Origin of the sequence: Flavobacterium cryophilum, assembly GCF_048286555.1 — a bacterium.
GTDB lineage: Bacteria > Bacteroidota > Bacteroidia > Flavobacteriales > Flavobacteriaceae > Flavobacterium.
The window spans coordinates 218,372-230,764 of sequence record NZ_JBLVPZ010000005.1 but is presented as its reverse complement, the minus strand read 5'-3'; the positions used below and the strand labels follow the sequence as shown (position 1 = coordinate 230,764).

General features: G+C 34.3%; 10 protein-coding genes. 5 read left to right on the top strand and 5 right to left on the bottom strand.

Annotation, left to right across the window (positions count from 1 at the left end):
• Window positions 1–639: 639 nt before the first annotated feature.
• The 5 genes from ACNQGJ_RS09850 to ACNQGJ_RS09830 all read left to right on the top strand — a co-directional run bounded on the left by ACNQGJ_RS09850 (window position 640) and on the right by ACNQGJ_RS09830 (window position 8,366).
• Window positions 640–2,418, top strand: coding sequence for an Ig-like domain-containing protein (locus ACNQGJ_RS09850; RefSeq protein WP_417972376.1), 1,779 nt, complete (start codon window positions 640–642; stop codon window positions 2,416–2,418).
• Between the two features lie 79 nt (window positions 2,419–2,497).
• Window positions 2,498–4,531, top strand: a complete 2,034-nt coding sequence (locus ACNQGJ_RS09845; protein WP_417972377.1) for an OmpA family protein — start codon at window positions 2,498–2,500, stop codon at window positions 4,529–4,531.
• Between the two features lie 231 nt (window positions 4,532–4,762).
• Window positions 4,763–5,242 (top strand): nuclear transport factor 2 family protein, encoded by a 480-nt coding sequence (locus tag ACNQGJ_RS09840; protein WP_417972378.1) that lies wholly within the window; start codon window positions 4,763–4,765, stop codon window positions 5,240–5,242.
• Window positions 5,243–5,350: 108 nt separating this feature from the next.
• Window positions 5,351–7,093, top strand: a complete 1,743-nt coding sequence (locus ACNQGJ_RS09835; protein ID WP_417972379.1) for an APC family permease — start codon at window positions 5,351–5,353, stop codon at window positions 7,091–7,093.
• 187 nt (window positions 7,094–7,280) lie between these two features.
• Window positions 7,281–8,366, top strand: coding sequence for an AI-2E family transporter (locus ACNQGJ_RS09830; protein ID WP_417972380.1), 1,086 nt, complete (start codon window positions 7,281–7,283; stop codon window positions 8,364–8,366).
• 1 nt (window position 8,367) lies between these two features.
• On the opposite strand, the gene ACNQGJ_RS09825 is transcribed toward ACNQGJ_RS09830, so the two are convergent.
• The 5 genes from ACNQGJ_RS09825 to ACNQGJ_RS09805 form a co-directional block, all read right to left on the bottom strand.
• On the bottom strand, window positions 8,368–9,414 hold the full coding sequence (locus ACNQGJ_RS09825) for an o-succinylbenzoate synthase (RefSeq protein WP_417972381.1): 1,047 nt from the start codon (window positions 9,412–9,414) through the stop codon (window positions 8,368–8,370).
• Window positions 9,415–9,516: 102 nt separating this feature from the next.
• Window positions 9,517–9,936, bottom strand: coding sequence for a hypothetical protein (locus tag ACNQGJ_RS09820; protein ID WP_417972382.1), 420 nt, complete (start codon window positions 9,934–9,936; stop codon window positions 9,517–9,519).
• Complete coding sequence (locus tag ACNQGJ_RS09815) at window positions 9,911–10,345, bottom strand: hypothetical protein (RefSeq protein WP_417972383.1); 435 nt, start codon at window positions 10,343–10,345, stop codon at window positions 9,911–9,913. The genes ACNQGJ_RS09820 and ACNQGJ_RS09815 overlap by 26 nt, the downstream gene beginning before the upstream one ends.
• A gap of 53 nt (window positions 10,346–10,398) precedes the next feature.
• A complete protein-coding gene (locus ACNQGJ_RS09810; RefSeq protein ID WP_417972384.1) occupies window positions 10,399–11,604 on the bottom strand; it encodes a tetratricopeptide repeat protein in 1,206 nt (401 codons plus the stop codon).
• A gap of 109 nt (window positions 11,605–11,713) precedes the next feature.
• Window positions 11,714–12,391 (bottom strand): metal-dependent hydrolase, encoded by a 678-nt coding sequence (locus ACNQGJ_RS09805; RefSeq protein ID WP_417972385.1) that lies wholly within the window; start codon window positions 12,389–12,391, stop codon window positions 11,714–11,716.
• Window positions 12,392–12,393: the final 2 nt, after the last annotated feature.

Here is a 12,393-nt window from a genome sequence, read left to right as displayed (position 1 = left end):
AACAGAAAAAGAAGGCATTCCGCCTTAGATTACAAAACAATAGAAGAATTCTGGAAACAGAAAAATAATTTTAAAAATGTTGCTTAACTAATACTGCGGGTTTTATTTGCATATCCAGTACTGCAATTTGTCATTACTAATATTGTTACAAAACATTCTGATATTCCTCAATCTTAACTACTATCACCTACCCTCCTCATTTATTGATTAGAAGTAAAAGGGTAAATTTTATTAAAATAAAAACATTTCGGATAATATAATTTAATACTGCACACTACCATAAAAGTGTGTTCGTTTAAAACAACAGGGGTAACTTTTTTATTAAAGTTAGACCCTTTTTTATTATTATTTTTTTAGGATCTGTAGGAAAGTTTTTTCATCACAATATTCCTGCTATAATGTTTTTTTTAATAACCTTTTTTTATTTATTCCTAACTTTCTGAATAAAAAAATTAGATAGCCTAACACGTCCTAAATTCGCATTACGAATTAACTTACTGATTATCAACCACAAACACAAGACCGCAAATTTAAAACAAGTGAATTTTGCAACATACATTTTTAATTATGTAACAGAAATCGGCGATAACAAAACCATCTTTGTTGAACAAAATATTTAAACCCCCTAAAATCAAAAAAATGAGAACTAAAAATCTACTATTAACCTTTGCAATACTATTTATTGCATTAATTTCTGGTTGCGCCGAAGATGATTTCGTAGAAACAGATGGCGTATGTCCTATGGTTGTAACTACCTTTCCAGTAAATGGAGCTACAAACGTTCCTCTTGATCAATTAATTAGCGTTACTTTTAATGAAGAAATGAATGCTGCGACAATAAATCAGTCTTCATTTACATTAAAAAATGGTACGTCAGAAATAACAGGTGCAGTTTCATACTCCGGTACAACAGCAATCTTTACGCCATCGGCTTTGCTAAAACCTAACACAACTTACAGTGCTAGAATAACACGAACAGTAACAGATCTTACAGGTAATGCATTGCAAACAGAAACTAATTGGACTTTTAGTACTGGTTTGACAATTACTCCTATGGTTACATCTACGGATCCAGCCAATGACGCCACTAATGTGTTTTTAAACAAAGTCGTAAGTGCAAACTTCAATATGGCAATGAAGTCTTCAACTATCACTACAAATTCGTATACAGTGAAACAAGGAACTACAGCTATTGCAGGAACTGTAACTTATAGCGGAACTACAGCTATTTTTACTTCTACACAACCTTTAACTCCAAATACGGTTTACACAGCAACAATTGCAAAATCAGTAACAAATTTAGACAACACCACATTAGTAAGTGATTATGTATGGAAATTTACAACAGGTGCTTTAGTAGCCCCAACTGTAACTTCTACAGATCCTATAAACAATTCAACAGGAATTAGCCTTACTAAAACGATTACTGCCAACTTTAGTATGGTCATGGATCGTACAACCATTATACCAAACTTTACCTTGAAACAAGGTACAACAATCATTGCTGGAGCAGTAACATATTCAGGGTCTACTGCCTCGTTCAAGCCTACTAATGCTTTATTAGAAGGTAAAATTTATACTGCTACCATTACAACTGGTGCAAAAAATGCTATCGGAACACCTTTAGCGAATGACTACGTATGGAACTTTACCACATTGGTTTTAAATACTCCCGCTCCAACCACAGGTTTATTCTTCGGAGTATTTGGTGGAAATGCAGGAATTACAAATCAAGGACTTAACACTAGGATTAATAATGGAGGAATAGGAACAACAGCTGCGTCCACATTAGTAACAGGGTTCACTGATAAATTGGCTACGCCTAACGATCCTTACACCGTTACAACACTTAATGAAGGACTAGTATTTGGTGGAATTTATACTGCTGCACCAATGCCAGGAAATGCTTTAAAAGCGCAAAAAGCACTTGAAGGATTAAATGAAGCAAGAGCGTTATGGAACAGTATTTCTCCAGCTGCAAAACCAGGTGGAAGTGATCAGGGATCCGGTGAGCTAGGTGGACTAACTTTAGCAGCAGGCGTTTATAAATCAGCCAGTGGTACATATAAAATCACAAACGGAGATTTGACTTTATCTGGAAGTGCAACTGATGTTTGGATTTTCCAAGCAGAATCTTCATTAACAGTAGGTTCACCAGCAGCTACCAGAAATGTTAAATTAACAGGTGGTGCCTTGGCTAAAAATGTATATTGGTACGTAGGTAGCCAAGCAGTTATTAACTACGCCGGTGGTGGTGTTATGACAGGAAATATACTCGCAGAAGAAGGTGTTACGTTATCTTCTCCAGGTAGTAGCACAACTTTACCAGGACAGGAAACAGTATTAAACGGAAGAGCAATTTCATTAATCTCTTCAGTAACTATGGTAAATACCATTATTAATATTCCTGCAAACTAAGCAATTAATATAAAATTTAAATATCCCGTCTTTGGGCGGGATTCATTTAAATAACATTCTAATAATAAATTATACCAAAATGATATCAAAAAATATTTATAAAGAGACATTGTTTATTTCATTGTCTCCTGCTAAACTAACCGTCAAAGGAGCTGCAATCATTGCTTTATCATGGTTAAGTTTACAAACAACGGTTCAAGCGCAAGAAGCTCAAGTAACAAAATATGCAAAACCTTCTTGGTACTTTGGACTTGGTGGTGGAGCTAATTTTAATTTTTACCGTGGTTCAACCAATCAGTTGAATGCTGGTTTTACACCACCTGCTACTTTTCACGATGGAGATGGTGTTGGGCTTTTTATTGCGCCACTTTTAGAATACCGTCCTGCTGATTCCAGATGGGGTGTAATGCTACAAGCGGGATATGATAGCCGTAAAGGTTCTTTTGATCAAGTGCTTACTGATTGTGACTGCCCTGCAGATTTATCTACTGATCTTAGTTATATCACTGTGGAACCAAGCGTACGTTTTGCTCCATTCAAATCTAATTTTTACTTGTATGGTGGTCCACGTTTGGCTTTCAACTTGGATAAATCATTTAACTATCAATTAGGCGTTAATCCGGCATTTCCTGATCAAAGCCCTTCTCCTGAAGTAACAGGTGAATTTAGTGAAATTGAAAAAACTATTTTGTCAATGCAAATTGGTGCTGGTTATGATATTCCGCTTTCTTCAGATAGTAACAAAACACAATTTGTATTGTCTCCTTTTGTTTCTTTCCAACCTTATTTTGGTCAAAATCCACGTGCAACAGAAACTTGGAATATAACTACTATAAGAGCAGGAGTTGCACTTAAATTTGGACAAGGAAAAAACATCCAACAGGCTACTGATATGGTTAATGACCGTGAGGTTGATTTCTCTGTAAATTCTCCTAGTAATGTTCCCGGAGAAAGTAGAATGACTGAAGTGTTCCCTCTTAGAAACTATGTTTTCTTTAATGAAGGATCAACAGAAATTCCAAATCGTTATGTTCTTTTGACAAAAAATCAAGTAAAAGACTTTAAAGAAGATCAATTAGAAACATTTGCTCCAAAAAATTTATCAGATCGTTCTAAACGTCAAATGACTGTTTATTATAATGTGTTGAACATCCTTGGAGATCGTATGCAAAAAAATCCTACTGCCACAATTACTTTGGTAGGTTCATCAAATAATGGCAATACAGATGGTCTTATTATGGCAGAATCTGTTAAAACATATTTGGTAAATGTATTTGCAATAAATCCAACTAGAATTACCACTAAAGGTCAAAACAAACCAAACATTCCATCAGAACAACCAGGCGGAACATTAGAATTAGTTTTGTTACGTGAGGGAGATCGTAGAGTTTCTATCGAAAGTAATTCTGCTGATTTATTGATGGAATTTCAAAGTGGTCCTAATGCGCCATTGAAACCTGTTCAAATTATGGCTTCACAAGAAGCGCCTTTGGAAAGCTACCTTACCTTTAATAATAAAGGAGCAAATGAGGCATTATCTTCTTGGTCATTACAAATAACAGATGAGCAAGGAAAAGTGCAGTCTTTTGGACCTTACGTTCAAGATGAGGTTAGCATTCCTGGAAAAACAATTTTAGGAAGTCGTCCAGAAGGAGATTACAAAGTAAAAATGATTGGACAAACTAAAAGTGGTAAAATTATTGAGAAAGAAACTCCGGTTCACATGGTGCTTTGGACTCCTGCAAAAACAGAAGAAGGTTTGAGATATAGTATCATCTACGAATTTAATACTTCTAAAGCAATTTCATTGTATGAAAAATATCTTACCGAAGTAGTTTCACCTAATATTCCTGCTGGAGCAACCGTAATTATCAAAGGTCACACCGATATTATTGGTGAAGAAGTGCACAATCAAGAATTGTCTTTAGCTCGTGCAAATGATGTGAAAAATATCCTTCAAAGCAGCTTAGCTAAAGCAGGCAGAAACGATGTTAAATTTGATGTGTCAGGTAATGGCGAAAATGAAAATAATTCTCCATTTGAAAATAAAACACCGGAAGAACGTTTTTACAATCGTACCGTAATAATTGATATTATTCCTGCCGTTAAATAAACCAATACAATATAATACCATTTAATGCTTTACTAAAGAGGATAGACACTTAAAACAGTCTATCCTCTTTTTTTTGTATAAATTGAAAAACATTCTTGAAGATACGCTGATGGGAATCAATCCGGAATTATTCAAAGTTTTTTTACAATGTCGAATATATTTTATATTCCTTTTTTAAAACCGAACTTTTAGCAAAAAAATTATTATTTTTACTAATTACTGTATGAAGACATGACCCCAAACGAAAAAACCATCATTAAGTTCTATACTGCTTTTGCCAACGCCGATGCTTCAACTATGTGTGAATGCTATCATTCTAAAATTGAGTTTCGTGACCCTGCTTTTGGATTATTAAAAGACAAGGATGTTTGCCAAATGTGGAAAATGCTCATTAAAAAAAGCAAAGGAAATATAAAAATTGAGTTCTCAGATGTAAAAGCCGATGAATATATTGGTTCTGCGCAATGGATTGCTACCTACAATTTTAGTGAAACGAATAGAAAAGTAGTAAATGTAATTCGAGCGCAATTTCAGTTTAAAGATGGGTTAATAAAAAAACACACTGATGATTTCGACATCTGGAATTGGTCCAAACAAGCTTTCGGAATTACAGGATATTTATTCGGTTGGACTGGATTTTTTCAGAAAAAAATACAAAAACAAGCACGGCTTTCATTAAAGAAATACATAGAAACTAAAAATGCTACTTGAATGTTTAAAAACACGATTCAACCGAGATTTAAATCAAAACCGTAATTGAGTCGTATTAAAATGAAATTGATGTTTGGAAAATCCATAAAGAAATAGTTGATGCAACATATGAAAACAGTAGTACATAAAAAACTAAATGAATTACAAGCCACTGCTATTTGCGGAAATGACATCAGTTCATCGTGTCTTTATGTATCTGCGCTTACCATTATGTATGCGGGCCAGTATGCTTGGATTTCGTTACTTTTTGTAGCAGTAGTCCTTTTTCTATTCAGAAAAATATATGGGGAAGTAGTTGGCGCTATTCCACTAAACGGTGGCGCGTATAACGTATTATTAAACACTTCGTCCAAAAGGATCGCATCGCTGGCAGCTACATTAACCGTTTTGTCTTATATGGCTACAGCGGTAATCTCAGCATCTGAAGGCATGCATTATCTCCATGGAATTGCACCAGGAATTGACATCACAATAGCTACAGTAATTGTTTTAGTGGCTTTTACCGGCTTGGCAATTTTAGGAATTGGAGAATCCGCTATTGTTGCTGTCTTTATATTCCTAATTCATTTAATCACACTTAGCGTATTGGTATTCGCATCTGGCTGGTTTCTTATTAATCATGGTTTACAAACTTTTCATATCAATTGGAATCTTCCAGTTACTTCAGGTGGGATTGTTAGAGCGCTTTTCTTAGGTTTTTCTGCAGCTATGTTAGGGATTTCGGGTTTTGAAAGTTCTGCTAATTTTGTTGAAGAACAAGAACACGGTGTGTTTCCAAAAACACTTCGTAATATGTGGGCTATAGTGAGTTTTTTCAACCCTTTATTAGCATTACTACTAATTTGCATCATTCCACTGGCTGAAGTCGGAGAACATAGAGAATCCTTACTTGCCTTTTTGGGACAAACAACTGGCGGATCGTGGCTTGCTTATCTTATTTCCATCGACGCTGTTTTAGTATTATGTGGCGCTGTATTAACTTCCTTTGTTGGGGTTTCCGGCTTGCTAAATCGAATGACTCTAGACAGAATACTACCCAATTACTTTTTAAAACAAAATAGACGAGGCTCTAATTACAGAATTATTATCAGTTTTCTAATATTATGTATTTCTGTATTATTTGTTACAGGCGGTCAACTTGTAGCGCTTGCAGGCGTTTACACGTTCTCGTTTCTGGCCGTAATGGGATTATTTGGTATCGGAAATTTATTACTGAAATTTAAACGAAAAAAACTGCCTAGACCGGAAAGAGCTCGTGGAATTTCGGTAGTTATTGCCGTATCATTAGTAATTGCTGCTTTTGTAGGAAATGTTCAATTAAATGTTGATTCCTTTTATACTTTCATCAAATACCTAAGTCCTGCATTGCTTTTTATTGCTATCATGTTAAACAGATCTTTTTTAATTCAGTTATCAATTGATGCCTTAGAATATTTTTCCAAACCTTTACGAAGATTCGTCGTATTCAGTAATCGTTATCTGGTACAAATGAATAAAAAAATTCACTCGCAGGAATTTGTTTTTTTTACAAAAGGAGATAATGTGGCAATTTTAAATAAGGTTATGCAATATGTAGAAAATAACGAAACGACAAAGAAATTAAAAATTGTTAATGTAAAGCGTGAAGGTGAAAATAATGATTTACTCATAATTGACCTAAAAGTTCTGGACCGTGCTTATCCTGATATTGACATTGAATTTATTGAATTAGAAGGTACTTTCGGCCCCGAAATCATTGACGAATTATCAAAAAAATGGAATATTCCAAAAAATTTCATGTTCATTGGTTCTCCTGGTAATCGTTTCTCTTACAGAGTTTCTGAATTAGGCGGAGTTAGGTTAATTATGTAATAATTTGTTTTCTTACAAAAAATAATTACTAACTTAAATAACTATAATTCAGACAAATAGGTGAGTTACTTTTAATCCGCTATCTTTGTTACACCATGAAAACGTCATTTTTTATTTTCAAAAAATATGATATTAATCAAAAATTTGAAAAAATAAATTTGAAATAACGGTGATAATACCTGTTTGTATGTTACAATCTAAGACATCCATTCCTTTTCAATCCACTAGGAGATTTTCTGTTTTAGAAATTCTGCAGTTAATTGTATTGGCCTCTTTAGTACTACACTTTGGCAAAACATTATTTATTCCGTTAAGCTTTTCACTACTTATCAGCTTTATTCTGTATCCCATCTGTAAATGGATGGAAACAAAAGGTGTACATGAAGGAATTGCAATTGTAATTTCTATTTTAGGAGTAACACTTTTGGTGGGAGCTGTCATATATCTATTGTTCGTGCAGCTTTCTGACTTTCTTCAAGAATGGCAATCGTTGCGAACCAAACTAACCGACACGATAAATCAATTGAGTATTTTTATTTCGGAACGATTTGACATTAGTTTGAAAAAACAAACCGAATTTATCAAAATTACGCTCAGCAATTCCGGTTCCCAAGCTTTTTCAATACTAAGAAACACCGTCTATTCGCTGTCTGAATCTGTATTTTTTTTATTTATGCTTCCTGTATTCTCCGCATTAATACTTTTCCATCGCCAAATGTTATCGAATGCCTTATATGAACTTTTTCCTCCCGAAAGAAAAAAAACTATTCATGAAATTCTCGTTGAAACCATTCATGCGTATTACAATTTTATCAAAGGAATGGTACTGGTATATTTAATAGTTGGACTATTAAACAGTATCGGTCTATTAATTATTGGAGTTCCACACCCCTTTTTATTCGGTTTTATAGCCTCAATCCTGACTTTTATTCCTTATGTAGGCATCATAATTTCCTCACTTTTGCCCATTGCAGTTTCTTGGATAACGTACAATTCGATTTGGTATCCGTTAGCCGTTATTACCGTTTTTTCTATTGTTCAAGCACTTGAAGCCTACATTATATTTCCTTTTGCTGTTGGAAGCCGTTTAAAAATAAATACACTTGTCATCATTATTGTGATAATTGTTGGAGGTATTGTGTGGGGTGCTGCAGGAATGATCCTGTTTATTCCCTTCTTAAGTATTATAAAATTGATTGCGGACCGTACACCAAGCTTAAAGTCGTTATCTGTTTTACTGGGAGATGGTGAACAAAAGAAAACTTCAAAATAATCTATTTAAACAGGTCAAAATCAAAGGCCCAGTCCAACTCTTTTTTATACCATAATTGTCCTTGTGAAACTTCCAACGGACAGTCAAAATTATTTATATAAAGCGCGCCGGTTCCTAATCCCTGAAACATCAAATTGTGTTGTAAAAACGTCCATTGTGCAATGGCATTCAATCCAATATTACTCTCCAAAGCGGAGGTAATCCACCACCGTATTTTATGCTTTTCAGCCAATGAAATCCATTCTTGCGTGCCTCGAAAACCACCTATAAAACTAGGTTTCAAAATAATGTATTGTGGCTTGATTTTCACCAATAACTGCTCTTTTTCTATCAAATTAAACACACCAATAAGCTCTTCATCCAAAGCAATTGGAAAAGGAGTTACTTTACACAGCTCTGCCATACTGTCAGTATGATTTTTTAGTATCGGCTGTTCAATGCTATGTAGTTTAAATTCAGATAATTGTATTAATTTATCTAAAGCTAAAGTTGTATCAAAAGCACCATTCGCATCAACCCTAATTTCGACTTGTTCCGGAGTAAAATGTTGCCGAATAAAACGTAATAATTGCAGTTCTTTATCGAAATTTATTGCTCCAATTTTAAGTTTGATGCATCGAAAACCTTGTGATAATTTTTCCTCGATTTGTTGCTTCATAAACGACTCCTCGCCCATCCAAACCAAACCGTTTATTAAGATGGATTTTGTACCGTTTATAAAGTCAGATGGAAAGAGCAAAAAAGGAGTTTCACTCTCCAAAGATTGGAACGCCATTTCCACTCCAAACTGTATCGAAGGAAACTCCAATAACGCTTCCCAAAGTTGGTCTTTTCCAAGGTGAATATTGTCACAAGTCCATTGCAATTTATCTTCGTAATCCGGACGATCGTCAATACTTAATCCGCGAAGAATTCCGCACTCTCCTATTCCTTTTTTACCGTCCTGTTCCAAGACAATAAACCAAGTTTCTTTTTCGGTCATAACGCCACGGGAAGTTCCTGATGGTCGCTTGAAATCCAGAATGTATTTGTGATTTGTTGCTTTCAAGAAAAATACGAGTTAAATGATTTTCTAAAAATTTTGATTATAAGCTTTATTTTTGCAACTAAACATAATAATTTTTAATGAAATTTACTAATAGCTTGACTGTTATTTCTTTTTCGCAATTAATCGTAATATTGTATGAATTGTAGCTAAGTAATAATAAAACATCCAGCTATACCAAATCGCTTTATCATAATCAACTTTTTGTTTAGAATTATGGTGTCTAATTCCAAAATTATTTGCGATATTAAACAAATCGCTCTCGTCTTTTGAATCTAAAACTTCTTTTATTTCAGGTTTTAAATATTCTAAAACATCTGCTAATTGACGAAGTGCATCTTTTCTATCATCTAATGTTGATTTGTGACGCCTAAACTTTAAAACTGCTAAATCAATTTTTTTATTTATATTATCAACATCCGTTGAAGGGATTTCTGCTTGTAATAACGGTAAAATATTGGAATCCGGAAGACTTAAAATCTCACCAGCATCTGAAATTTCAAATCCATCTTGAAAATCTCGCAATAATTTCGCGATATAATTTTTGACCTCCTTTATCATCAAAAGTATAATAGTGGTATCCACAATTATTAAAATTATGAAAATCTCCAGATAATGGTTTTGAACAATGATCGTACATAAATTCAATCATATCAAATAAGTCATCTTCTGAATATTCTTCTATTTTATTTTGAATTGGCCAAAGTCCTTCTTTTCTAATACTTAAAAAAATTTGAGAGTCTATATCAAATCCTAATTCACCTTTAACTTCGCCTTGATCAACACAGTAATAACCAAAATATTTTTGAAAAAAACCATCTTCATATAATTTATCAAAACTTATTATAAAAAGTTTCTTTAGAACCTTCAAAGTAATTTCAGGCGTTTCTGTAACTTTGCCTGTTCTCGTTGAATAATAATCTCTACGCTTCATTTTTTTAATTTTAGAGTTTTACAAAAAGGCTTTAGCCTTCTTCCCAACTTAAATTATCTATCAATCAACTTCAAAACTCTATCAAAATCATTGGAAGTTATTCCCGCTTTCTTGAAGGCAGCGAAATCTTGTTTTACTTTTTGAGTCCAACTCAAACTATCCGTTACATTTTGCGACTGATACTCTTTATAAATCGCTTTTGCATCCGCATAATTATCATTCAATAAATAGGCATGCGCTAAATTGAGTTGTATCAATAACTCTGTACGGTCTAGCTTCTCACCTTCTTTCAAAAATTTAATCGCTTTTCCGTATTGCTTTGTCAAAAGATAACTATTTCCTATCGCATTGTAATCTAAAGCGGTTCCTTTTCCGTCATTGATTATCGTTGTAAGTTTCTGGATCGCTTCGCCTTGCTTTCCTTGTTTTGTCAGTACAGTGGCTTGCATACGCAAATCATTATAAACACTTTTAGAAAGACTGCTTTCACCAAAACAACTAGTGCCAAAATCTTTGAACGCTTTGGCACGCTCTACAGCTAATAATTTCTGGAATTCCTTATGTTTGTACTTGGATTGAATTTTATCAAGAATACAAACACAAAAATCATCTGAATTAGTCATTTTTTGGGCCAAATTAGAGGTCTTGCAATGATCGATGATTGCTTTTCTGTTTTCAAGCGTCCAGCCACGGCTCAGTTTGTTATCGACCCACGGCACCACTTCGAGAATAATTTTTTGATTCATGATCCAGTTTTTGCTTTCGAAACCAAACCATAAATTCCCCATAAATGATTGCATACAAGGTGATTTCTCTGAAAGTCGCTTGGCATCTTTACTAACCGGAGTATCTTGTACCAAACACGCGTCATCCGTTTTGCCATTTTCTTTATATTTTGTAGCTAAGTCGGCGCTAGAAAAAACTGCATAATTGCATTTGTCATCTCCAGAGATTTTAGATAGGATAAAAACCGCTCCTGCTGAACCTTGACTGATTCCCGTTGGGTCCGGAATGGCTTTTAAAACCGAAACCAAACTACCCGCCATTTGCTGATTTTTATCTAAAAGCGTTATTCTATAGACGACTTCAGTTGTTCCTTCAGGAAAATCTTGGGTTTTTATAATGATTCTGTCTCTGGCGGAAACTGAAATTTCTTCAGTTGTAGCGCGCGCTTTATCCCAATACCCGTCTTTTTGAGAGAAAACAGATTGAAATGAAATAATTGTCAATACTATTAAAACTATTTTTTGAATGTTCATTTTCTTGATTAACGTTTTTTTAGCCCAGATAGCAGTGAAAATCCTTCATTTTTATAGAAGTTCAGTGAATTTCATTTGCAACGAATAGCTGGATTAGCTCCAAATAAAATTATAATTCGATAAAATCCCCTATTTTCAGTAGCATTAAATCTTTTCCTTTATCAAAGAATTTGCGAATGGATTCTTCATGATCGATTTCGATGTAACCAAAAGTGTCGTAATGATAGCCTAAAATTTTATCGCAATCCAAGAAATCAGAAGCTAGGATAGCATCCTCGACATCCATGGTAAAATTATCCCCTATTGGCAAAATTGCTAAGTCGAGTTTGGTGCGCATAGGAATAAGTTTCATATCCATTGTCAGCGCCGTATCCCCAGAAATATAGATGTTTTTATGTTCCCCTTCAATGACAAAACCGCCCGGATTTCCTCCGTAACTGCCGTCAGGAAAAGAACTGGAATGAATGGAATTTACGTATTTCAGTTTTCCAAAATCGAAATTCCAGCTTCCGCCGTGATTCATGGGATGCGATTGAAACCCTTTTGCGCCATAATAACCTGCAATTTCAGCATTGGAAACAATTACCGCTTTGGTTCTTTTGGCAATTGCCTCGACATCCAAAATATGATCTCCGTGCGCATGAGTAACTAAAATATAATCCGCTTTTAAAGTAGCAATGTCAATATGCGCAGCCTTTGGATTAGCCGAAATATAAGGATCTACTAATATGTGTTTGCCTCCAATTTCTATCCCTATTGACGCGTGACCGTAAAATGTTATTTTCATTT

What these genes read in the sequence shown, in the direction of transcription:
- ACNQGJ_RS09850 (WP_417972376.1), top strand. Translation starts at nt 640, where the DNA reads ATGAGAACTAAAAATCTACTATTAACCTTTGCAATACTATTTATTGCA.
- ACNQGJ_RS09810 (WP_417972384.1), bottom strand. Translation starts at nt 11,604, where the DNA reads ATGAACATTCAAAAAATAGTTTTAATAGTATTGACAATTATTTCATTT.
- ACNQGJ_RS09835 (WP_417972379.1), top strand. Translation starts at nt 5,351, where the DNA reads ATGAAAACAGTAGTACATAAAAAACTAAATGAATTACAAGCCACTGCT.
- ACNQGJ_RS09840 (WP_417972378.1), top strand. Translation starts at nt 4,763, where the DNA reads ATGACCCCAAACGAAAAAACCATCATTAAGTTCTATACTGCTTTTGCC.
- ACNQGJ_RS09815 (WP_417972383.1), bottom strand. Translation starts at nt 10,345, where the DNA reads ATGAAGCGTAGAGATTATTATTCAACGAGAACAGGCAAAGTTACAGAA.
- ACNQGJ_RS09845 (WP_417972377.1), top strand. Translation starts at nt 2,498, where the DNA reads ATGATATCAAAAAATATTTATAAAGAGACATTGTTTATTTCATTGTCT.
- ACNQGJ_RS09830 (WP_417972380.1), top strand. Translation starts at nt 7,281, where the DNA reads ATGTTACAATCTAAGACATCCATTCCTTTTCAATCCACTAGGAGATTT.
- ACNQGJ_RS09805 (WP_417972385.1), bottom strand. Translation starts at nt 12,391, where the DNA reads ATGAAAATAACATTTTACGGTCACGCGTCAATAGGGATAGAAATTGGA.